The organism is Pragia fontium DSM 5563 = ATCC 49100, assembly GCF_900112475.1.
Classification (GTDB): Bacteria; Pseudomonadota; Gammaproteobacteria; order Enterobacterales; family Enterobacteriaceae; genus Pragia; species Pragia fontium.
The window spans coordinates 1-24037 of the sequence record NZ_FOLW01000016.1 but is presented as its reverse complement, the minus strand read 5'-3'; the positions used below and the strand labels follow the sequence as shown (position 1 = coordinate 24037).

The window sequence follows — 24037 nt, the reverse complement described above, 5'->3', positions numbered from 1 at the left end:
ATTCAGCCTCCTTCGCTAATAAGGCAGTACGTTTAACCTTATTGGCGAAGGAGGGAAGTCGCCATGGGCGAGCTGGATTCGGCGGCGAAGGCACGGGAGTGCACCAGCGTTAATTTATTCTCTGTACTAATGTGGACGAAACGTTCGCCGTCATTAAACTTAGCCAATTAGCACAGCCTCTCTGTGAGTCTTGCTAGCCTATCGCTTATCAATAAACTGCTGCTTCAACCGCTCAAGCTGCTGGTCTTTTTGCTGCCAGATATCATGTAACCACAATTGGAACTGGCGTTTAAAGGCTTTATCATTCAGATAATCCCCGCGGATACTGTTATCAACCGGTAGCGTTTCTATGCGTATCACAATACGCTTCATCTGACCGCTGAGTAAGTCGAGAAACGGCTTTTCCTGATTGTCCGGGTAATAGAGCGTAACATTGAGAATTCGGTCAAACTGCGAGCCCAGCACATTCAGGGCGAGGGCAATACCCGCTGATTTTGGCGGTAGCAGATTCTGATAAAGGGACTTGCTCTGTACTCTTTTTTGCTCGGTAAAGCGTGAACCTTCAACAAAATTCACAATCGTTGTTGGGTGATCGCGGAATTTCTCACAGGAGCGGCGAGTGGTTTCGATATCTTTACCGCGCTTTTCCGGGTGCTTTAGTAGGTAGCTACGCGAATAGCGACGCATAAATGGCATATCCAGTGCCCAGCAGGCAATACCGATAAACGGTACCCAAGCCAACTGCTGCTTAAGAAAATACTTGGTCACAGGAATTCGATTGCGCATCACTACGCAGAGGGCAACGATGTCGCTCCAACTGGTGTGATTGCTGATAAGTAAATACCAGCTATTTCTGCTCAGTTCGTCAGCGCCCTGTATATCCCAGCTAATACGGTTAGTCACTTTCAGGATGAATGCCAATGATAGGCACCATAGCCACATCATAACGTTACAGAATGCAGTAACGCCCTGACTGACCATCCTAAACGGTAATATCAGTTTTAATATGCCAGCCACGACCATAGGTACTGAACAGAGGATGGTAAAGACAATAGTTAATATTGTTGTGATTAAAAATATGATCGGGGCAAACAATTTTGGCATGTTTGTAGTTTTCGTTATTAAGAGCAGGAAGATGCGTAATGATTAAAATTTTGGATAATTCTAACAGAAAGCCGAAAGTATAATAAATTTTTGCATATTATTCAGGTTTTAACGTCATGGTTTATTTTAACTAATTGAAAAATAATAAAATTAATTGTCAGTGTTATCATGAAAGAATGAGGGACATGAGCCATGAACTTGTTAACTACCGACGATAGGCTGATTAATGTAACGTTCAGGATTAACTATTATTGATATAAATTTCCATGACGCAATATATTGATACTATGCTTTAGAATTAGAGTAACCCTCTTATATTCCTTTTCTTTCTAAAACTATTGGATTCTTTTTTAAGAAAGTCAGATGCCTGTTTTGACATATATTAATCACTAATAAATCAATATCCACAGATAAAGATCGTGTGCATAGCGGCTTATAATAAAATATTTTATATATATCTCTTTGATTTATTAATATTTATTTTGTTTTTAGTGCGGGTATATTATTGTTGTATAACATTAACTGAATTTTATTAACAGAGTTACCCACAGATTTTCATATAAAAATTGTGGTCTTTTTTATCTGCCAATATCACTAAAGTTTAATAACCTGTTCGTCTCTTGGCTTCGGGTATGGCATGCTTAACATTATTCACGGAACAAACAGCAAGAATCATTTTATGGCTAAAATCGCAGAAAACCCATTAGTACTCGTTGACGGCTCTTCCTATCTTTATCGGGCGTTTCATGCATTTCCTCCACTAACCAATAGTGAAGGTTGTCCTACCGGGGCAATGTATGGCGTATTGAACATGCTACGTAGTCTGATTTCGCAATGCCAGCCTAGCCATATTGTGGTGGTATTCGATGCCAAGGGAAAAACCTTCCGCGATGAGCTGTTTGCTGAGTATAAATCTCACCGACCGCCAATGCCGGACGATTTACGCGCGCAAATTGAGCCGCTACATAAAATGGTTGAGGCGATGGGGATCCCGCTATTGGTTGTCCCTGGCGTAGAGGCCGATGATGTTATCGGGACATTGGCTAAAGAAGCCGCAGCGAAAGGGCGGGATGTATTAATCAGTACCGGCGATAAAGATATGGCTCAACTGGTGACGCCGTTGGTTACGCTGATTAATACCATGAATAACACTATTCTCGGGCCTGAAGAGGTGTGTGAGAAATATGGCGTGCCGCCAGAGCTGATTATCGATTTTCTGGCATTGATGGGAGACGCTTCGGATAATATTCCTGGCGTTCCCGGCGTGGGTGAGAAGACCGCCCAAGCATTGTTGCAGGGCTTAGGCGGCCTTGATGCAATGTATAGCCAGTTGGATAAAATTGCCTCGTTGAGTTTCCGTGGCTCCAAGACGCTGGCGCCTAAGCTGGAACAACATAAAGAAGCGGCCTATCTTTCTTATCAACTGGCTACCATTAAGACCGACGTTGAATTAGATATTAAGGTAAATGAGCTGGTTTTGCGTGAGCCAGACGTTGATGTCCTAAAAGAAATGTTTGCGCGTTACGAGTTTAAACGCTGGTTAGCTGAATTGGAAAACACCGGTACGCTGACCAATGCTGCCAAAGGAACAACATCGAGTAAGCCCGCCCCGGTTGCTTATCAGGCCGCTGCTTCAACGGCAGAAGCCACTGCCACGCTTTCACAGGAAGGCTATGAAGTGGTTCTGGAAAGGGCGGATTTTGATCGCTGGTTAAAGCTGTTGGAGAAAGCGGAGCTATTTGCTTTTGATACGGAAACCGATGGTCTCGACTATATGAGCTCTAATCTGGTTGGTGTCTCCTTTGCGATTGAAGCAGGTAAGGCTGCCTATGTGCCCTTTGGTCATGACTATATTGGCGCACCAGAACAGTTAAGCTGTGAGGAAGTACTGAACGGCCTGAAGCCGCTATTGGAAAACCCGGCGTTACTGAAAATTGGCCAGAATTTAAAATTCGATCAAAGTATGCTGGCGCGATACGACATCAGTTTGCGCGGTATTGTCTTTGATACCATGCTGGAATCCTATGTATTAGACAGCGTAGCCGGACGCCACGATATGGATAGTTTGGCTAATCGCTATCTGAATCATAAAACTATCAGTTTTGAAGAGCTGGCGGGTAAAGGGAAAAAACAGTTAACCTTTAACCAGCTTTCCATTGAAGAAGCCGGGCCTTATGCGGCAGAAGATGCTGATGTGACGTTACAGTTGCATCAGGCGATGTGGCCTCAATTGGAACAGCATGACGGATTGAAAAAGGTTTTCCAGACCATTGAAATGCCGCTGGTACCGATTTTGTCAAAAATAGAGCGTACCGGCGTATTAATTGACAGTCAGATTTTAAATCAGCACTCGGAAGAGCTGGCGAAACGGCTACAGGAGCTGGAAGTACAGGCCCATGAGATCGCCGGAGAGCCGTTCAATCTTTCTTCTACTAAGCAGCTGCAAACTATTTTTTACGAAAAGCAAAAGCTGCCGGTGCTGAAGAAAACCCCGGGAGGCGCTCCTTCTACCAATGAAGAGGTGTTGGCTGAATTGGCGCTGGATTATCCGCTACCGAAAGTTATTTTGGAGCATCGTGGGCTGGCCAAGTTGAAATCAACCTATACCGATAAGCTGCCTTTAATGGTCAATGCGGTGTCTGGTCGAGTACATACTTCCTATCATCAGGCAGTGACTGCCACCGGGCGTTTATCCTCCAGCGATCCTAACCTACAAAATATTCCAGTACGCAATGACGAAGGGCGTCGTATTCGTCAGGCATTTATTGCGCCGGAAGGCTCTTGCATTCTGGCGGCGGACTATTCGCAGATTGAATTAAGAATCATGGCCGATTTATCCGGCGATAAAGGCTTACTGGATGCATTTGCACAGGGTAAAGATATCCACCGGGCTACCGCCGCAGAGGTTTTCGGTATTGCTCTGGATCAGGTTACCGGTGAGCAGCGCCGCAGCGCCAAAGCGATTAACTTTGGTCTAATCTACGGCATGAGCGCATTTGGTTTAGCACGTCAGCTGGGTATTCCACGGGGCGAGGCTCAGCGCTATATGGATCTCTATTTTGAGCGTTATCCTGGGGTGCTGGATTATATGGAGCGTACTCGCGTACAGGCTGCTGAGCAGGGCTATGTTGAAACGCTATTCGGACGTCGCTTGTATTTACCAGATATTAAATCCAGCAACGGTATGCGTCGCAAAGCCGCTGAGCGTGCGGCCATCAACGCACCAATGCAGGGTACCGCCGCCGATATTATTAAAACGGCGATGATTGCAGTGAATGGCTGGCTTGAACAGCAGGAGCAACCGCTGATTAAGATGATTATGCAGGTACACGATGAATTGGTATTTGAAGTTCATCAGTCGATACTGGAGAAATCAGGTGAGTCTATTCGTCAACTGATGGAGCAGTGCGTGAGTTTATCGGTTCCACTGAAGGTTGATGTGGGTACCGGGATGAATTGGGATGAAGCCCACTGATTTAACTACCGTTATAATTTTTATTCATTCTGTTTAATCTCGAAATCCCGGTGAAAACCGGGATTTTGGTTTTAACTCACTGATCCACATTTGGTATTCGACTTGCGCCAGAGTGAGTAATCATCAAAAAATAGTTCCCTCAATTTCCCTGATTGACCTTAATTGGTTAGCACTAAGTTATGCAATGTGAAATTTGTATGATTAAAATTATTCTTTAATAATTAATAATATATCGTTAATTCTTTAGCTGAACCGATTTATTTTATGTAAAAAAACTACATAAAACGCTGATTTGTGTGAGGGCTGTCGCAATATATGACTGGTTTTTTTGTAATTTTATTACAAAAACGCTTTAACGCTTTAGGTAAATGAAGTAAAGTTAGCGGCGTAGGGTACAGAGGTAAGATGTTCTATTTTTCAACCCTGTAATAGGATTGGCTTTATATTAGCCGCCCCGTTCGTTTGAACGGGGCGTTTTTTTATCTGAAGATCTTCAGATAACGGTAGTCACTTTACTCTTCTGGCTGGTCACTCATTTCACTATCCGTATCAAACGGTAAGTTAAACCATTCATCCAGTTTGATGCGCAGCTTATCAACGCCTAATTTTTTTAGTGAAGAGAAGGCTTCAACTTGAATATCACCCTGAAAAGGTAAAATCGCTTCACGCACCATATTTAACTGAGCTTTACGTGCGCCGGAAGCCAACTTATCGGCTTTGGTCAGTAAAATAAGTACCGGCAAGTTAACGTCAACGGCCCATTGAACCATTTGTTGATCCAGATCTTTTAGTGGATGACGGATATCCATCAACACGATCAGTCCTCGCAGGCAATCGCGCTTTTGCAGGTATTCACCTAATGCACGCTGCCATTTGCGCTTCATCTCTTCCGGTACTTCAGCGTAGCCATAGCCAGGCAAGTCGACTAAATGAAGGTGTTCTTCAACCCGAAACAGATTAATTAGTTGGGTGCGACCAGGGGTTTTACTGGTACGAGCCAGACTTTTTTGGTTGGTTAGGGTGTTTAAGGCACTGGATTTACCCGCATTAGAACGCCCGGCAAAGGCAATTTCGATACCAATATCTGCGGGTAGATGAGTAATATCTGGTGCACTGGTGACGAAATGCGTCTTGTGATAGTTAAAATTTTTCTGGGTCAAAACGTTCGTCTCCACGAATAGTCATTTGGCTGGCAATTATACTGCCTTGCCATTCGAAAGGGCGAGTTTATTGTTGTTTTTCGTGTTCACTAGTCGATAAATCAGTTTATGCCAATCAATGCGTGTGAGACATCTGCCATTAATGTGTAGGGATATATCGTCTTTTTTTATTGGTCGTATAAATTTAATCGTTTATTATCAATTGGTTATTTTGTAGGACGAAAATTACCTAGTATTTATACCAGTAGGTTACTTGTTTGAGTGATTCAACAGGGTAAAGTACACACCAAGCAAGGAGATGCGGAACAGATGGAAATTCACAGGATGTGAATATCTCTCAGGGAAACATCAGGATGATGTTTATAGAGTAGCAAGGAAAGGCCCAATGGATTTGGGCGACGTGATACAGGATAGTAACACGAATAAGGATGTTAAGGATACGCGGAGCGTAGTTCAGGAGGAACACCAGCTAGGGAAAGCGCCAAGGATGATTAATTATTCTCGAGGATGAGATAAACGGATAGTTGCCAGGGACTGGGTATATAACAAAAGGATAGACCGGGACGTTGATTGTTCACACGGATGAGATTAGGAATTTATATTCCTTTATGGTTCAAAATTAAGGCGACAGATAACACTGTCGCCTTTTTTCTTTGTTTCTGTTAGATTCCGGCCTAATATCTCCATTTTAGAGAATCCCGCAATGAAGCAGCCCCAAAATACCGCTAAAACCAAGCGTAAAAGTCGCGAAGAGATTGATGCAGAAGCAAAAGAGCGCAAGCGTGCAAAAAAACGTCGCGGCAACGTTGCCGGTGCTCGTACTAATGTTGAATCGAATTCTGCCAAAAATAATCAAGGTTCTTCAGTTCAAAAAGATCCGCGTATTGGTAGTAAAAAGCCGGTTCCTTTAATCGCTGAGGGAAATAAACCGACGGTAGCAAAACCAAAAGCGCCTAAAAAGCCAAAACTTTCTGCACAGCAAGAATTAGATTTGTTAGAAAATGACGAGCGTTTGAATCAACTGCTGGATGCCATTGACGAAGGAAAAAATCTGTCAGAGCAAGAGCAGGATTACGTCGATAGTACCCTCGATCGCATTGATGCACTGATGGTCAAACTGGGTATTGATTTAGGCGAAGATGAAGACGATGATGCTGCTGATGAAGAGCAAGAAGAAAAAGAAGATATTGTAAAATTACTTAAAAGAAACAGTTCTAAAGAGTGAGCATCTAATCCATGCAGTGGATATTCCTGTTAGTAGGTGTGATACTGGCATGTTATCTGGTTTGGTTATTAGGTAAACTATTATGGCTGGATCGCCTGAAACAACGTTGGCGTTCAGCCAGAGTCCCCCGTAGTACGATGCACCGCACCATAAAAAGTAATAATAAACGGCCGGGGAGAGCAAGAAACAAGACGGAGTGAGCAAATGTCTACGCAGTTGATTGACTGGGATCTGGCCCTTATTCAGAAATATAACTATTCCGGACCAAGGTATACTTCTTACCCTACGGCTCTTGAATTCAGCGAGCAATATGGCGAAAGTGATTTTCTGGCTGCGGTAGCCCGATATCCGTCTCGTCCACTTTCCTTATATATTCATATCCCCTTCTGCCATAAGCTTTGTTATTTTTGCGGTTGTAATAAAATTGTCACTCGGCAAGGACATAAGGTAGAGCAATATCTTGATGTATTGGAACAGGAGATTCGTAATCGGGCTCCGTTATTTGCCAATCGTCAGGTTTCCCAGATGCACTGGGGTGGCGGTACGCCAACCTACCTGAATAAGCAACAGATCACGCGTCTGAACGGCATACTGCGTCAATATTTTAATTTCTTACCGGATGCGGAAGTCTCTATTGAAATCGATCCGCGGGAAATTGAGCTGGATATTCTGGACCATTTAAGTGCTGAAGGCTTTAACCGCATGAGCATGGGGGTTCAGGACTTTAATAAAGAAGTTCAGAAGCTGGTTAACCGCGAGCAGGACGAAGAGTTTATTTTTGCCCTGATTAAACGGGCTAAAGAGCTGGGTTTCCGTTCAACCAATATCGATTTGATTTATGGTTTGCCGAAGCAGACTGCGGAAAGCTTTGCGTTTACTTTGCAGAAAGTTGCCGAGCTGAGTCCGGATCGTTTGAGCGTATTTAACTATGCTCACTTACCAAGCCGTTTTGCCGCTCAGATTAAAATTAAAGATCATGACCTGCCGTCTGCGAATGAAAAGCTGGATATTCTGCAGGAAACGATAGGCTCGTTAACCAAAGACGGCTATCAATTTATTGGTATGGATCACTTTGCTCGTCCGGATGATGAACTGGCGATTGCCCAGCGTGAAGGCCATTTGCATCGTAACTTCCAGGGCTATACCACTCATGGTGATAGTGACCTGTTAGGAATGGGGGTGTCCTCCATTAGTATGATTGGCGATACCTACGCCCAAAACCAGAAAGATTTAAAAGCCTACTACGCTAGCGTGGATGAGAAGGGCAACGGTCTGTGGAAAGGTCTGGCAATGACCGAGGATGATTGCATTCGTCGTGATGTGATCAAAACCCTGATCTGTAATTTCCATTTGGACTTCGCACCGATTGAGCAGGCATATGGCATTAAATTTGCCGAGTATTTTGCCGAAGATTTAAAATTGTTGGCTCCATTGGCAAAAGATGGTTTGGTCACGGTCGATGACCAAGGGGTTGATGTGACCGGCAAAGGCCGTTTACTGATCCGTAATATTTGTATGTGTTTTGATGTGTATTTACGGCAGCAGGCGCGTAGACAGCAGTTCTCGCGCGTGATCTAGGGTATAGGCGATAAATGGCGGTTGTTTTACCGCCATTTGGTTTTAGCGCACGAAATAGATACTGCTGCTGATTTCTATCTTCCAATAAGCAACCGCACACCAATTAAAGAACAAAATTTCAGGAAAACAAAACAAACATAATCACACATAAAATAGCGGCGAACGCGGTCTGCGGTGACTGTCCTGTCATAGCGCCGACATCGACACTGAAATTCAAAAGAGAGGTTAAATTTTCCAGCATAACCTTGCCTCATAACGAGTTATTTTTTGAGTAAGGGGCTAGAATAGCAGAATCTGGCTGGAAAAATGTGGTGTAAGTTGTAAAAAATAACCTGTTTTGTCCGGCGTCCATGCCGACAGCAAAAATTACTCTATTCCCAACTCTTTTAGCTTACGAGTCAAAGTATTGCGACCCCAGCCAAGCAACTGTGCAGCCTCCTGCTTATGTCCGTGGCTATGCCGTAGTGCCACGGTGAGGAGAACCCGTTCCAGATCGGGCAGCGCCTCTGAAAGCAGGTTGGCTTTGCCAGAGGTTAATGCCTGTTCTGCCCATTTCTCCAGCGGGGTTGTCCAGTGGCCATCAAATGATGGCGTATTCGGATGGGCGGGTGCTTCATCGTCATAGATAAACAGTTCTTCAGGTAAATCCTGCGGCAAAACTTCTTTGCCTGCGGCCATAACCGTTAGCCAGCGGCAGGTGTTTTCCAGTTGGCGAACGTTACCCGACCAGGTCATTTGGCCTAGTGCTTTTTCCGTATCCGGGTGCAGTACTTTGGCTTCGACGCCCAATTCTTGTGCTGTGAGCGACAGGAAGTGGCGAGCCAAACGTGGGATATCTTCTCGGCGCTCTCGCAGCGGAGGCAGATGAATGCGGATAACGTTAAGCCGGTGAAACAGGTCTTCACGAAACTTATGCTCTTTAACCAAGAGCTCAAGATTTTGGTGAGTGGCTGCGATAATCCGTACATCGACTTTAATCGGATCATAACCACCAACGCGGTAAAACTGACCATCGGCTAATACGCGCAGCAGGCGAGTTTGCACTTCCAGCGGCATATCCCCGATTTCATCCAGAAATAGCGTACCGCCATCGGCCTGTTCAAAGCGCCCTTGTCGTATTTGACCCGCGCCAGTGAAGGCCCCTTTTTCATGGCCGAATAGTTCAGATTCAATTAAGTCTTTAGGAATCGCCGCCATATTCAGCGCGATAAATTTACCGCCAGCGCGTGGGCTATGGCGGTGTAGAGCATGGGCAACCAGCTCTTTACCCGTACCGGATTCACCATTAATTAATACGCTAATGGACGACAGAGATAAACGGCCAATGATCCGATAGACGTCCTGCATGGCCGGCGCTTCGCCAATAATATCGGTGGTAGGCCCTTTAATCTGACTATCTTGCTCCGGCTGGTGGATTTCCTGAGAGTGGCTAATGGCGCGCTCGGTCAGGGCAACGGCTTCATCAATATCGAAAGGTTTTGGCAGATAGTCAAAAGCGCCAAATTGATAAGCGCTAACGGCAGCGTCTAGATCGGAATGAGCGGTAATAATGATGACCGGCAATAAAGGATGATGTTGCTTAATTTTTTGCAACAGGGTTAAGCCATCGATGCCGGGCATACGGATATCGGAGATCAGCACGTCGGGGGCGCTTTTTTCCAGGGCGGTTAATACATTGTCAGCTGAATCAAAACTGGTGCACTGGATATTCGCACCGGTCAATGCCCGCTCCAAAACCCAGCGAATAGCACTGTCATCATCAACGATCCAGGCAGTTCCATGATTCATAGCAATCCTCACTGACGAATGGGCAGGTAGACCGAAAATTCGGTGTGGCCTGGCCAACTGTTAAATTCAATTTTGCCCCGATGTTGATCGATCAGGCTGCGGGCAATGGATAAACCTAAACCGGTACCCCCTGCACGGCCACTGACCATGGGGTAAAAAATGGTGTCTTGCAATTGAGTCGGGATCCCCGGGCCGTTATCTTCAATATCAATTCGGGCACACAGGCGATAGCGAATGCCGTGTAATGTCATTTGCGATGAAGTGCGGGTTCTTAACGTTATGTTGCCGCCCTGTTTATCCAGCGCCTGCATGGCGTTTCTGGCAATATTTAACAGCACTTGCTCTATCTGTTCCGGGTCGTGGATCAATTCCGGCATGCTTGGGTCATAATCCCGGGTGATGCTGATGTTGTCCGGTTTTTCCAGCATTAATAGCTGATAAACACGCTCGGCAACCTGATGAATATTCTGCTCTACTTGCCGTCCCAAGTGCTGGGGGCCAAGCAGGCGATCGACCAGATTACGCAGTCTGTCGGCCTGTTCAATAATCACTTGGGTGTATTCCGCCAGTGCCGGATCGGGTAACGCTTTAGCCAATAATTGGGCCGCACCGCGTAAACCACCCAGCGGATTTTTGATTTCATGAGCCAGACCGCGTACCAACTCTCTGGCGGCGGTTTGTTGTGAATGCTGAAGCTGTTCCTGACTCAGGCGTCGATGGTTATCCAAGGCTGACAGTTCCATCAGAATATGATGTTCGGCCAGCAGTTGGGCGCTGAGCGTTAACACATGCAGGTGGCTATCAACCACCATAACAACTTCATTATCGGTAAAACCCTGACCTTCGCGCAGGCTCGACCACATCAGTCCGACATCCAGCGACAAATAATCAACCAAATCAGGCAAGGGAGTACCAAAAAGTTTACGGGAGCTTTGCACCAGAAGTTGTTGGGCAGCAGGATTGGCGTATTGAATGGCTAATGAAAAATCCAGAATTAACACGCAGGTAATCTGTGAGTTAAGAATTTGCTCCGCATCCGGTAGCGTAGGGGTTTCCATTTATGACTCCTTTGCACCAAATTGGGGCATCGACTGACCAGACTAAATAACGCCCTTCGCAACACCGTTAAGCAAAGAGAGAAAAAAACCCATCATATGATGGGCTTAAACCCTTATGTGTACTGCAACAACGGGGTGATTAATCTTGGCTATATACCCGTTGGTATTACACGCTGTAGTACAGTTCGAACTCTAATGGGTGCGGAGCCATACGTACGCGATTCATCTCGTCCTGCTTCAGCTCAATGTAAGCATCAATGGCATCGTTAGTGAATACACCACCACGGGTTAAGAACTCACGGTCTGCATCCAGACATGCCAACGCTTCTTCCAGAGAACCAGCAACGGTAGGGATGTTTTTCGCTTCTTCTGCCGGTAAGTCATACAGGTTTTTATCCATGGCTTCGCCCGGATGGATTTTATTGATGATACCGTCAAGACCGGCCATTAACAGCGCGGCGAAGGCCAAATACGGGTTAGCTGCCGGATCCGGGAAGCGTACTTCAATACGGCGAGCTTTCGGGTTAGCAACCACTGGAATACGGATAGACGCTGAGCGGTTACGGGCAGAGTAAGCCAGCATAACCGGTGCTTCAAACCCAGGAACCAGACGCTTATAAGAGTTGGTGGTTGGGTTAGCCAGCGCGTTAATCGCTTTAGCGTGCTTAATCACGCCGCCAATGTAGTACAGTGCCATTTCAGACAGGCCGCCGTATTTGTCACCGGCAAACAGGTTAGTGCCGTTTTTCGACAGTGACATATGGCAGTGCATACCTGAACCGTTATCGCCGACTAAAGGCTTAGGCATAAAGGTTGCAGTTTTGCCGAAAGCATGGGCAACGTTGTGCACCACATATTTATAAATCTGGGTTTCGTCGGCTTTTTTGGTCATGGTATTGAAGCGAGTGGCCACTTCGTTCTGACCGGCAGTTGCCACTTCGTGGTGGTGAGCTTCAACCACTAATCCCATTTCTTCCATGGTTAAACACATGGCTGAACGCAGGTCTTGTGATGAATCAACCGGAGGAACCGGGAAATAACCGCCTTTGACGCCAGGACGATGGCCTTTATTGCCGCCTTCATACTGGGTACCGGTGTTCCAGGCCGCTTCAATATCATCGATGTGATAGTAAGCGCCAGCGATAGAGTTGCCGAAACGAATATCGTCAAACAGGAAAAATTCTGGCTCTGGCCCGAACAGTACGGTATCAGCAATACCGGAAGAGCGCAGGAAATCTTCAGCACGCTTAGAGATAGAACGCGGGTCGCGCTCATAGCCCTGCATGGTGCCCGGCTCTAAAATATCACAGCGGATGATCAGCGTAGTATCTTCAAAGAATGGGTCAATTAATGCGGTGCTTGGGTCCGGCATTAACACCATGTCAGACTCATTGATACCTTTCCAGCCACCAATGGAAGAGCCATCGAACATTTTACCGTCTTCAAAAAAGTCAGCATCAACTTGATGAGCAGGGATAGTAATGTGTTGCTCTTTACCTTTCGTATCGGTAAAACGCAAATCGACGAATTTTACTTCGTGCTCATTAAGCATTGTCAAAACATGTTCTGTAGACATTTGGTGTTCTCCCGGTAGCTGGTATAATCGTGTCATAGTTTGGCATCGGTGCCATAAGCTAAAGTTATGCTATAATCGTGCCAGTTTTTATTCCGGTCCCTAAAATAGCAGCCGATAGCGGCTATGACATCTGAGTATGAACGAAAACCAATTTTTTGCATCATTTATTGCACCAATAAAGTGCATATCGAGTGGTGCGTGACGTTTTTTGGTGCAATTTGTATTTTTTCTAAACGTTTTATACCGTGAAAAGGATCACAATCCGTCTAAGCGACGGTTGTTTTTAATAGTTCTTTGTGATCTTGTTTAGTAATTCGTCTAAAGTGTGTACAATAACGCGCTATTTCTAATGCCTGAGGCAAATCTGTGATTGAGAATCTACGTAACATTGCTATTATCGCGCACGTAGACCATGGGAAAACTACCCTGGTTGATAAGCTACTACAAATGTCCGGAACTTTAGGAGACCAACGTAACGAAGCCACTGAGCGCGTTATGGACTCCGGCGATCTCGAGAAAGAACGTGGGATCACCATTCTGGCTAAAAATACGGCCATTACCTGGAATAACTACCGTATTAACATCGTTGACACCCCAGGACACGCCGACTTCGGTGGTGAAGTAGAGCGCGTAATGTCAATGGTTGACTCGGTGTTGCTGGTTGTTGATGCAATGGACGGCCCGATGCCGCAAACCCGCTTCGTGACCAAAAAAGCGTTTGCTAACGGTCTGAAACCTATTGTTGTTATTAACAAAGTTGACCGTCCTGGCGCACGCCCTGACTGGGTTGTTGATCAAGTATTTGATCTGTTTGTTAATCTTGAAGCGACTGACGAACAGCTGGATTTCCCAATTATTTATGCTTCGGCATTAATGGGTATTGCGGGTAACGACCATAACGAAATGACGGATAACATGGATCCCCTGTTTGAAGCTATCGTTAAGCACGTTTCTCCACCGGACGTTGACAGTGACGGTCCGTTCCAGATGCAAATCTCCCAATTAGACTACAACAACTACGTTGGCGTTATTGGTGTTGGCCGTATCAAGCGCGGTAAAGTTAAGCCTAACCAGCAAGTTACCGTGATCGATAGCGAAGGTAAAACTCGCAACGGTAAAATTGGTAAAGTATTGAGCCATATGGCGCTGGAGCGTATCGAATCGCAAGTGGCCGAAGCTGGCGACATCATTGCGATTACCGGTCTGGGCGAACTGAATATCTCCGATACCGTGTGTGATGTACAAAGTGTTGAAGCGCTGCCTGCATTATCCGTTGATGAACCAACCGTTACCATGTACTTCTGTGTAAACACCTCTCCGTTCTGTGGTAAAGAAGGTAAATACGTGACTTCACGTCAAATCCTCGACCGCCTGAACAAAGAGCTGGTACACAACGTTGCATTGCGCGTTGAAGAAACTGACGATGCTGATGCGTTCCGCGTATCAGGTCGTGGTGAGCTTCACCTGTCAGTTCTGATTGAAAACATGCGTCGTGAAGGTTTCGAAATCGCCGTTTCCCGTCCAAAAGTTATCAACAAGATGATTGATGGCCGTAAACAAGAGCCATTCGAAAACGTGACGCTGGATATCGAAGAACAGCATCAGGGTTCAATCATGCAAGCCATGGGTGAGCGTAAAGGTGATGTGAAGGACATGATCCCGGACGGCAAAGGCCGTATCCGTTTGGATTACCTGATTCCTGCTCGCGGCCTGATCGGTTTCCGTACTGAGTTCATGACCATGACTTCAGGTACAGGTTTACTGTACTCAACCTTCAGCCATTATGACGATGTGCGTCCGGGTGAAATTGGTCAGCGTCAAAACGGCGTATTGATCTCTAACGGTCAAGGTAAAGCTGTTGCGTTCGCATTGTTCAGCCTGCAAGACCGCGGTAAGTTGTTCTTAGGTCACGGTGCTGAAGTGTATGAAGGCCAAATTATCGGTATTCACTCACGTTCTAACGACCTGACAGTGAACTGCTTAACCGGTAAGAAACTGACCAACATGCGTGCGTCTGGTACTGATGAAGCAACCACACTGGTTCCTGCTATCAAAATGTCTCTGGAACAAGCGCTGGAGTTTATCGATGATGATGAACTGGTCGAAGTTACGCCGGTGTCGATACGTATCCGTAAGCGTCACCTGACTGAGAACGACCGTAAGCGTGCTAACCGTGGTCCAAAAGAGTAAAAACTCTTTATTAGATTAACGTCAAAAAGGGCAAAGTTATTTGCCCTTTTCTTTTTTCTGCCTTAAACCTCTTTTGCTTTCCTGTATGATTTGCTGTATAAAAAATCATTCCATATCAGTTAATTAATCAAATATCCCTACAAATTTAACTAGATTATAAAAAATGTTTTGTTTCTTTCTTTACCCATTTTGGATTACTTTGTCTGGAGAATATAGTTAAGTAATTGTCTGGGAGAGTAACCAGTTCAAATTATTAAAATTACACATCAAGGAGTTATTCATGTCGATTTCCACCTTCTTTATTCCACCGGTTAACATGATTGGTACGGGTTGTCTGGCTGATGCGATAAAAAGCATGAAAGATTATGGCTATCACAATGCATTAATCGTCACTGACAGTGTGTTGAATCAGATCGGTGTGGTAGGTGAAGTCCAGAATTTACTGCGGGAAGCAGGTATTCGCAGTCGAATCTATGATGGGACTCATCCAAATCCAACCACCGTTAACGTGTCTGAAGGCTTAGCAATATTACAAGAGCATCAATGTGACTGCGTGATTTCACTGGGCGGCGGTTCACCTCATGACTGCGCTAAAGGTATTGCATTAGTGGCGTCTAATGGCGGAGATATTCGTGATTATGAAGGCGTAGATCGCTCTGCGAAGCCTCAATTACCGTTAATCGCGATTAATACCACTGCCGGTACTGCATCAGAAATGACACGCTTCTGTATTATTACTGATGTTGATCGTCATATTAAAATGGCGATCGTGGATAAACACGTTACCCCAATTCTGTCGGTTAATGATTCTGGTCTGATGGCCGGTATGCCTAAAGGGCTGACCGCGGCTACCGGTATGGACGCATTAACGCACGCGATCGAAGCCTATGTTTCTATTGCTGCTAACCCGATTACCGATGCTTGTGCGCTGAAAGCCGTGACGATGATTAGCCAATATCTGGCTCGTGCCGTTGCGCAGGGTGATGATATGGAAGCGCGTGAAATGATGGCCTATGCTCAGTTTCTTGCTGGCATGGCGTTTAACAACGCTTCATTGGGCTATGTTCATGCTATGGCTCACCAGTTGGGTGGTTTCTACGACTTACCTCACGGTGTGTGTAATGCGGTATTACTGCCTCACGTTGAATCATTCAATGCTAAAGCCTGTGCCCCTCGCTTGAAAGATATCGCCGTTGCTATGGGCGTTGACACCAAGGGAATGAACGATGAGCAGGGCGCAGCAGCTTGTATCGCTGAGATCCGTAAGCTGTCGAAAACCGTTGGTATCCCATCAGGTCTGGTGGAACTGAACGTGAAAGAAGAAGATTTGCCAGTGCTGGCAACCAATGCGCTGAAAGATGCGTGTGGTCTGACGAATCCGATTCAGGCAACTCACGAAGAAATCGTTGCTATCTTTAAATCTGCAATGTGATGTGATGAATATGCCCCGTTGTTAAACGGGGCATAATTGTCGTTAACTAAAAAATTTATTTTTTAACAGCGACATACCGATAGACATTAAGTCTGGACTCTCTGGCATTTCACCTTTTGGTGAGAGTTTATCCACTAAATCCGGTAAGTATTGCGCAATAAGTCCTGACGTTTCCTGACTGCCCACACCCAACTTTTCAGACAACTGCTGTAGAGCAGAGCCGCTGAGAATGTCTTGCACTTGTTGTCCAGAAATAGGTAGATTGGCTCCGGTGCCGATCCAAGATTGAACGACTTCTGTCAGTCCCCCCTGACGGAATTTATCCAGCAGACTAGAAATACCACCCTGTTGTTCAATCCATTGCAGAATGGCCGAATAATCGATGGAACCTTGATTGCCGCCGCTACCACCGAGCAGACCGCCTAATTTATCTAACAGACCCATTTCTTTATTACTCCTGAAATAAGTAAAAACGTGGGTATAAAATAAAACATTGATACCCCCAATCGTCCTTGATTTATCTTTATGGTACGGAATGAGTACCACTAAAACCACGTCATCACTGACCGGAAAAGATAAGCTCAATTATACCGTCTGATACCGATCGTGTATCAGTTTTCGTGATAATAACGCTACAGATACAGTATAGAACCATTCTGCTAAACCCACCTGCCGACAAGATAAGGTTGGGTTTTATTTTTGTTGCGATAAGGGTTTCTGATGCGAAGATGAAGATAACTATGGTAGCGTGTAGTACAAGGATCGGTAGTTAAATCATACGGGTGCATATCATGTTGTATATCTTTGATTTAGGTAATGTGATTGTCGATATTGATTTTAAACGCGTGCTGGGCGTTTGGAGTAATTTAAGCGGTGTACCGTTAGCCACCCTCTCCGAACGCTTTAAGATGGGTAAACCGTTTGAACGGCATGAGCGAGGGGAAATCAGCGACGAAGAGTTTGCTCAGCAGCTCTGCGAAGAGATGATGATTCACCTGAGCTATGAGCAGTTTGCCGCTGGCTGGCAGGCCATCTTCATTGGGTTGCGTGAGGAAGTGATTGAGATTATGCAGCGTTTGCGTAAAGAGGGCGACCGAGTGGTGGTGCTTTCTAATACCAATGTACTGCATACCACCTACTGGCCAGAGCAATATCCTCAGGTCAACGAATCCGCCGATCGGATTTATCTCTCTCAGGAGCTGGGAATGCGCAAACCTGAAGCGGAAATTTACCGTTATGTGCTTGAGCAAGAAGGGATAGCGCCAGAAAATGCCATCTTCTTTGATGATAATCTCGACAATATTATTGGTGCGCGAGCATTAGGTATCACCTCAATACAGGTCACAGATAATAAAGTGATTCCTGAATATTTCGGGGCAAATTAAATCCATCATTGTTAACCGGAAGAAAATGGCTGGTTATCTCAGTTTTACACTGGGCTGACTGGCCTTTATTATCTTTATCCGGTTACGTTAGATAACAGAATGACCTGATACAGAGTGAGAATGCTATGCCACACCTATCCCATATTCGAGGCCCGCGCAGAATAAAACCTATCGTGGCTTACGCACAGCTTCTTTGGGCCAGAGCGAATCAAGACCGGTTACAAATGATGGCGGGTAATCTGGCTTACGTCTCTTTGCTGTCTTTGGTGCCGCTCGTTACCGTCGTATTTGCGCTGTTTGCTGCGTTCCCGATGTTTTCTGACGTTAGCGTGCAGTTGAAAACCTTTGTCTTTAATAATTTTATGCCGGCGGCCAGCGAAACCATCCAAACCTATCTGGAGCAATTTGTCGCTAACTCTAACAAAATGACGGCGATTGGTATTTGTGGCTTGATTGTGACTTCTCTGCTGTTGATTGGGTCTGTTGATACCGCACTGAATGCTATCTGGCACAGTGAACGCCAGCGCCCCATGGTTTACTCCTTTGCCGTTTACTGGATGGTATTAACGTTAGGTCCGCTGCTGGCCGGCGCCAGTATGGCGATTAGTTCCTATTTACTCTCCATGACTTGGCTACATGACGGCGGGATGGATGATGTTATTGATCGGGTATTGCGTATTTTCCCGTTGCTTCTTTCTTTTGTCTCTTTCTGGCTGTTATACAGTATTGTGCCGACGGTCAGGGTACCGGCTAAAGATGCCGCCATTGGCGCGATAGTGGGCGCTTTGTTATTTGAGCTGGGCAAGAAAGGCTTTGGGCTATACGTGACGATGTTTCCATCCTACCAGTTGATCTATGGTGTACTGGCAGTGATTCCACTTTTGTTTGTCTGGGTCTATCTCAGTTGGTGTATCGTGCTATTTGGTGCGGAGGTTACGGTAACATTAAGCGTGTATCGTAAGTTGCGGGAGGACTATGAAACCCATTCTACCCATAATTCAGGAGCAGCAGAGCAATGATTGCGTTAATTCAACGAGTCACCCGAGCCGATGTGGTGGTTGATGGTCAGACCGTCGGTGCGATTAATAAAGGTTTATTGGTATTGCTGGGCGTGGAAAAAGATGACACGCCAGAGAAAGCTGAACGACTGTGCGAGCGAGTATTGGGCTATCGTATTTTCAGTGATGAACAGGGAAAAATGAATCTTAACGTACAACAAGCTGGCGGTAGCGTACTGGTGGTTTCTCAATTTACATTGGTTGCCGATACCCAGAAAGGTATGCGCCCCAGTTTTTCTCGCGGTGCGACACCGCAGGATGCCGAGCGTTTATATCTCTATTTCGCCGATCGCTGCCGTCAAACGGTAGGCACTGAAACCGGTATTTTTGCTGCTGATATGCAGGTTTCACTGGTTAATGATGGACCGGTCACGTTCAGCCTTCAGGTTTAATTGACCGTTGCCGTTTGTTAAATAACGCGCTATCAATATAAGAAACGATTCAGATAAGAGAGTCAGTATGTACCACCTAAGAGTACCGCTTACCGAACAAGAGCTAAATGACTATTATCAGTTCCGCTGGGAAATGCTGCGTAAGCCGCTGCATCAGCCGGTTGGCTCAGAAAAAGATGGCTACGATATGATAGCTCATCATCAGATGGTGGTAGATTCTCAGGGAAAGGTGGTTGCTGTTGGCAGGCTATATATCAATGCCGACAATGAAGGTTCAATTCGCTTTTTGGCGGTTGCGGCGAATGTCCGTAGTAAGGGATTGGGCACCTTGATTGCCATTACGTTAGAATCCATTGCCCGTCAGGAAGGGGTGAAGCGTATTGTCTGTAGTGCCAGAGAGGAGACAGTACATTTCTTCGATAAATTGGGTTTTGTGAATCAAGGAGAGATTACCACACCACAAACTACGCCGGTACGCCACTTCCTGATGAGAAAATCCATTGCCACGCTGGATGATATTCTTCATCGTCCTGACTGGTGTGATCAACTACAGAAGGCTTGGTATCAGAATATCCCGTTAAGTGAAAAGATGGGGGTTAGAATTGTCCAGTACACCGGACAGCGTTTTATTACCACCATGCCGGAAGGGGTGAACACCAATCCTCACCACACTATTTTTGCTGGCAGTCTGTTTTCCCTCGCCACCTTAACTGGTTGGGGTTTGATTTGGCTGTTGCTGCAGGAGCGTCAACTGGGTGGGACAATTGTATTAGCCGATGCCCATATTCGTTACCAAAAACCGGTTACCGGTCGACCAACGGCAGTGGCCAGTCTGGACTCAATGAAAGGCGATCTGGATCGTCTTGCCAGAGGACGCAAAGCCCGGGTTCAGTTGCAGGTTAACGTATCTGGTGATGATGAGGTTGGATGTATTTTTGAAGGAACCTATATGGTTCTGCCGGATGGATGTGAATAACCCAAGCTGTCAGATAATCTATATCTAAGGAGTGAAGGCTTGCCAAAGGCTAATCCCTACTACGATCCATCTAAAAATCACCATACGCCAACCGGGTTTTGTAATCCCGGTTATCCGGAATCACACTCGCCAGAAATGGTAAAACGTTGGCAGCGTGAACGGAAAGAACAGCATTTGCCGCATCCTCCGGATGCAGGTTATCCCGGGTTTATTGATCAGTGGTGGCAACCAGCTGATTTTAATATGCCGGGCAACGCCGTTTGGTGGCTAGGGCATGCGACGCTGTTATACCAAATCAATGGCATGCATATCCTGACCGACCCCGTTTTTTCTCTACGCGTTTCGCCGGTCAGCTTTTATGGTCCTAAACGTTTAACCGATGTTCCGGCTAAAATTAACCGGCTACCACCGATTGATGTCGTGCTGATTTCCCATAATCACTACGATCACCTTGATTTACCCAGCCTGCGCCGACTTATTAAACATTCTCCACAGGTGCGTTTTATTGTACCGCTGGGATTAAAAAAGCTGGTGGAGAAACAGGGGGCGGTTCGGGTCGATGAGCTGGATTGGTGGGATAGTCTGGTGATTGATGGCGTAACGTTTACCAGTGTACCTGCCAGACACTGGAGTGTGCGTACCTTATGGGATCAAAACCAAACTTTATGGTGTGGTTGGATGATTAGCGCCAACGCGCGTAATTACTATTTTTCTGGTGATACCGCCTACTCCCCGATTTTGTTGGAGATTGCACAGCGTTTTCAGTCAATTGAAATGGCAGCTTTGCCGATAGGTGCTTATGCGCCGCGCTGGATGATGGAAGCCCATCATATCAATCCACAGGAAGCCGTCAGACTGCACCGCGAGTTGGCTTGCAAACAATCGTTTGCTATTCACTGGGGTGTTTTTGAACTTGCTGATGAGTCTTTGGATGAACCTCCGATGGAGTTACATCGAGCGCTGAAGCAGCAGGGGGTTTCTGAGCAAGAGTTTCAACTGATTAAGTTGGGAGCGAGGTTGGCGCTGTAGTGATTTCTCAGCAAATAAAGTCATGAACTTGGCCGGTGTTGTTATCGCTTTTATCATTCCTGTTTGCTTTACTATTCCGGTTTTTATCGTCGTTCCGACGAAAGCAGGAATGTGTAGCCGCAGGCGAATGGCTTGAAGGGAGAGGGTAGTGAATTACCTCGACCTTAAGCCAAGAGATGCGTATGGAGTCAAATCCGGGGGCGCGTTTTTCAACGGTTTCTCCCATTAACCAAACGGTGATTCCTGAGGCACTTCAGGTGTCGTAGCCGGTGTTTCTTCCTCAGAATTGGGTACCTCTGGTACTGAAATATCGGGTTCCACGGGAATTTCAACTTGGCTTAGTGGATACTGTGTAAGCATCTGCCCCGTATCATTCACCATTTTCAGGCTACCCTTGAGTTTCGAGTCACTGGTTTGTCGATCGACCAGATTACCGCTTAACTGTAGATTAATATTACCGTTGCCCTGTAGTGGAATGGATTGCCAGCCCCAGCTTTGTAAAATATTTACCGGAACTGAACGGCCGCTGAGGGCTAGGTTTAATGTTCTTTCAGGCTGTTGACCTAGAGTGACTTTGCCTTCAATCAACCCTTCTTTGGTGAACGCGCTCATTTCACTTACGGTAATGGCTTCTGGCGTAGCGGTTAAAATAACCGATGGATGGCGAAGGTCAATTTTGTTAAGCGTCGCTTCTGACGCGTTAAAGCTAAGCTGCCCGCCCCAGATACCAAACTGATGGTCTTTAATCAGATACAGATCACTGCCGTTGCTATCGAGTGCAGTAAATTGGAAAGGAAACTCAGGATTGATATCAATCAAGATGCTGCGGTTAGTGGTGAATTTGGTGATGTGTAATTCACGTAGCCAGTTAGGCGGAGTCTGTTTTAATTCCGTGAGCCAATCCTTGGGTAAGGTATAAAGCAAGGATGTCAGCGCGACATCATCCAATGTTAAGGCTTGGCTATCTTGCTGCCAGATACCGCTGGCTCTTACCAGCCCATCCTGCCAGCGGCTGCTGAACTGTTTGATTTTAACGTTATTGTCTTCCAGCCCAAGATTAAGCACCGGGCTAACCAGATGTTGATTGCCATACACCACATCATAAGCATTCATATTTATCGTGCCGGACTGAGCCTGCCAATTGCCTTTGACCAACATCAGATCTTTGACTGAGAGGGATAAATCGCTAAATGCCCAATCTGTTCCCTGAATATTGGCGTTCAGCAAATCCAGACGGTTCAAGGTGATATCGGTATGGCCGGTCAACTGCTCGATTTGTTCGAACAATTGGCTTAGCGTCTGTTGGCTTTGATATTTCACATCGCTCAGTCGTAAATTATCAACGATCCAGTGGCCTTCCGCGTTACGTTTTCCGCTGCCGGTCAACAACCCATTAGCCAGATCGGCACCAACGTTATTAAAAATAATCTGTTGATTATCAACATCGCCCTGTATCAGAGCTTTATGAGTTTCAATACCGTTAAGCAATAACTTATCGGCGCTGAATTCAAAGTGGTTGTCACTGTCGGGTAGTGGATCCGCGCTGAGTACCCAGGGAATAATACCGCCATTAACGCGTTCACCCTGCAAGGTAATATCTGGCGTCTCAAGGTTAACCGCCATATTACGTAACTGGAAACGGTCACTGCTAACCGCTAAAGAGATTGCCGTTTTGGCTGACAGACTTAGGGTGCCGTTCTCCAGTTCAAGGGTTGAAAAGTGTAGCTTGGGTTGCCATAACGATGAGGTTAAACCTAGCGTTACTTTTTCAGCCTTGAGTAAAGTCGGCTGTTTTTGCTGGCTCAGTTCTACGTTATGCAGAATGAGCTGAGAGGGTTCAGTAATGCTGTAGTCAAGGTTGCCCAAAGAGAGTTGATAGGGCGAATTATCGTTAACCCACTGGCTTATCCATTTTGCGGCATAGGACGTTTGAGCAACAAAATAAATAATAATGACTGCGAGTACCAAAAGGCACAGCAGTGTATACAGTGATTTGCGGATAAATCTCATGGTCTGACCTGTGTGGCAATGTGTGAACTGAACCCCTTTATGCCGTATTTATCGGGGGATCTCAATGGAAATGGTGATAATAATATGAGATGCGATATGGTTCGCAGGTAAATAGTGTAAAAGAATACTGAAATCATAAGTAGTGCTTGTGAGTTAAGTTTAATGACAGTGAAAATTTCGTCCACTATCAGTACAGAGAATAAATCAACATTGGTGTGGGTGGCCGAGTAGGGGGCGTTAAGGGCGAACGTGTATGGACTGGGGACATAGGTAACAGGTGTTCAGGGACATAGGTAACACTTTTTAGAACGTAATCGCTGGTGCTTTTACGTTTTGTTGTTCCATTATCGGCATATCACTATTCCATACTAAGGAGAGTTATATGCCGTGGAATGAGGTTACCATCATGTCTTTAAAAGAAGAGTTTGTTACTCTGGCCACTTTACCCGGGGCGAATATCTCTGAGTTGGCACGGCGATTCTCTATTAGTCGGAAGACGGCTTATAAATGGCTCTCTCGTTACCAGCAACAAGGTCTCCCGGGATTAGCTGAACGTTCACGTAAGCCCTTGTCTTCACCCTCCAAAACCGCCGATGATGTT

General features: G+C 45.8%; 20 protein-coding genes. 12 read left to right on the top strand and 8 right to left on the bottom strand.

The features are described from left to right. Positions 1 to 198 precede the first annotated feature (198 nt). Entirely contained in the window at positions 199 to 1104 is a 906-nt protein-coding gene (gene yihG / locus BMZ28_RS15970) for a 1-acylglycerol-3-phosphate O-acyltransferase, YihG family (RefSeq protein ID WP_074824757.1), read from the bottom strand. A gap of 679 nt (positions 1105 to 1783) precedes the next feature. Between yihG and polA the strand changes: the two genes are divergently transcribed. After that, positions 1784 to 4579, top strand: coding sequence for a DNA polymerase I (gene polA, locus BMZ28_RS15965; protein WP_074824754.1), 2796 nt, complete (start codon positions 1784 to 1786; stop codon positions 4577 to 4579). A gap of 512 nt (positions 4580 to 5091) precedes the next feature. Here the strand turns inward: polA and yihA are convergent. Beyond that, the gene (gene yihA, locus BMZ28_RS15960; protein WP_074824750.1) at positions 5092 to 5739 is read right to left on the bottom strand and encodes a ribosome biogenesis GTP-binding protein YihA/YsxC; all 648 of its coding nucleotides are present in this window, start codon (positions 5737 to 5739) and stop codon (positions 5092 to 5094) included. A 703-nt stretch (positions 5740 to 6442) separates the two neighbouring features. On the opposite strand from yihA, the gene yihI reads away from it, so the two are divergent. From yihI to hemN, 3 genes are read left to right on the top strand one after another with little or no spacing between them, the layout of a single operon-like run. Then, on the top strand, positions 6443 to 6964 hold the full coding sequence (gene yihI, locus BMZ28_RS15950; protein WP_047779517.1) for a Der GTPase-activating protein YihI: 522 nt from the start codon (positions 6443 to 6445) through the stop codon (positions 6962 to 6964). A gap of 11 nt (positions 6965 to 6975) precedes the next feature. Further along, a complete protein-coding gene (locus BMZ28_RS17405) occupies positions 6976 to 7164 on the top strand; it encodes a hypothetical protein (RefSeq protein ID WP_136655911.1) in 189 nt (62 codons plus the stop codon). A gap of 4 nt (positions 7165 to 7168) precedes the next feature. Further along, the gene (hemN, locus tag BMZ28_RS15945; RefSeq protein WP_047779518.1) at positions 7169 to 8542 is read left to right on the top strand and encodes an oxygen-independent coproporphyrinogen III oxidase; all 1374 of its coding nucleotides are present in this window, start codon (positions 7169 to 7171) and stop codon (positions 8540 to 8542) included. 118 nt (positions 8543 to 8660) lie between these two features. Here the strand turns inward: hemN and BMZ28_RS17645 are convergent, their stop codons facing one another. The 4 genes from BMZ28_RS17645 to glnA all read right to left on the bottom strand — a co-directional run bounded on the left by BMZ28_RS17645 (position 8661) and on the right by glnA (position 12964). Further along, entirely contained in the window at positions 8661 to 8783 is a 123-nt protein-coding gene (locus tag BMZ28_RS17645; protein ID WP_136655910.1) for a YshB family small membrane protein, read from the bottom strand. 125 nt (positions 8784 to 8908) lie between these two features. Continuing rightward, on the bottom strand, positions 8909 to 10330 hold the full coding sequence (gene glnG, locus BMZ28_RS15940; RefSeq protein WP_074824739.1) for a nitrogen regulation protein NR(I): 1422 nt from the start codon (positions 10328 to 10330) through the stop codon (positions 8909 to 8911). An 8-nt stretch (positions 10331 to 10338) separates the two neighbouring features. Next, positions 10339 to 11388 (bottom strand): nitrogen regulation protein NR(II), encoded by a 1050-nt coding sequence (gene glnL / locus BMZ28_RS15935; protein WP_074824737.1) that lies wholly within the window; start codon positions 11386 to 11388, stop codon positions 10339 to 10341. 166 nt (positions 11389 to 11554) lie between these two features. Further along, positions 11555 to 12964: a glutamate--ammonia ligase gene (gene glnA / locus BMZ28_RS15930; RefSeq protein ID WP_074824736.1), complete on the bottom strand. Its 1410-nt coding sequence runs from the start codon at positions 12962 to 12964 to the stop codon at positions 11555 to 11557. Positions 12965 to 13330: 366 nt separating this feature from the next. Here glnA and typA point away from each other — a divergent pair, with 366 nt between their 5' ends. Both typA and yiaY read left to right on the top strand, forming a co-directional pair. Then, a complete protein-coding gene (gene typA / locus BMZ28_RS15925; RefSeq protein WP_047779522.1) occupies positions 13331 to 15154 on the top strand; it encodes a ribosome-dependent GTPase TypA in 1824 nt (607 codons plus the stop codon). 280 nt (positions 15155 to 15434) lie between these two features. Further along, positions 15435 to 16586 (top strand): L-threonine dehydrogenase, encoded by a 1152-nt coding sequence (gene yiaY / locus BMZ28_RS15920; protein ID WP_047779523.1) that lies wholly within the window; start codon positions 15435 to 15437, stop codon positions 16584 to 16586. Positions 16587 to 16628: 42 nt separating this feature from the next. Here yiaY and BMZ28_RS15915 read toward each other — a convergent pair whose 3' ends face one another. Continuing rightward, positions 16629 to 17030 carry a YidB family protein gene (locus tag BMZ28_RS15915; protein ID WP_047779524.1) on the bottom strand — a complete coding sequence of 134 codons (402 nt, stop codon included), beginning with the start codon at positions 17028 to 17030 and terminating at the stop codon, positions 16629 to 16631. Between the two features lie 347 nt (positions 17031 to 17377). Here BMZ28_RS15915 and yihX point away from each other — a divergent pair, with 347 nt between their 5' ends. From yihX to BMZ28_RS15890, 5 genes are all read left to right on the top strand, one after another. Next, complete coding sequence (gene yihX, locus BMZ28_RS15910) at positions 17378 to 17971, top strand: glucose-1-phosphatase (protein WP_074824726.1); 594 nt, start codon at positions 17378 to 17380, stop codon at positions 17969 to 17971. 125 nt (positions 17972 to 18096) lie between these two features. Then, entirely contained in the window at positions 18097 to 18990 is an 894-nt protein-coding gene (locus BMZ28_RS15905) for a virulence factor BrkB family protein (protein ID WP_074824724.1), read from the top strand. Next, the gene (gene dtd / locus BMZ28_RS15900; RefSeq protein WP_047779527.1) at positions 18987 to 19421 is read left to right on the top strand and encodes a D-aminoacyl-tRNA deacylase; all 435 of its coding nucleotides are present in this window, start codon (positions 18987 to 18989) and stop codon (positions 19419 to 19421) included. The genes BMZ28_RS15905 and dtd overlap by 4 nt, the downstream gene beginning before the upstream one ends. A 67-nt stretch (positions 19422 to 19488) precedes the next feature. Next, on the top strand, positions 19489 to 20397 hold the full coding sequence (gene fabY, locus BMZ28_RS15895; protein WP_047779528.1) for a fatty acid biosynthesis protein FabY: 909 nt from the start codon (positions 19489 to 19491) through the stop codon (positions 20395 to 20397). A 39-nt stretch (positions 20398 to 20436) separates the two neighbouring features. Then, entirely contained in the window at positions 20437 to 21426 is a 990-nt protein-coding gene (locus BMZ28_RS15890) for an MBL fold metallo-hydrolase (protein ID WP_074824723.1), read from the top strand. 225 nt (positions 21427 to 21651) lie between these two features. Here the strand turns inward: BMZ28_RS15890 and BMZ28_RS15885 are convergent, their stop codons facing one another. Then, positions 21652 to 23436 (bottom strand): AsmA family protein, encoded by a 1785-nt coding sequence (locus BMZ28_RS15885; protein WP_074824718.1) that lies wholly within the window; start codon positions 23434 to 23436, stop codon positions 21652 to 21654. A gap of 382 nt (positions 23437 to 23818) precedes the next feature. On the opposite strand from BMZ28_RS15885, the gene BMZ28_RS15880 reads away from it, so the two are divergent. Continuing rightward, on the top strand, positions 23819 to 24037 hold a 219-nt coding region (locus BMZ28_RS15880), incomplete at its 3' end, for a helix-turn-helix domain-containing protein (RefSeq protein WP_139211648.1).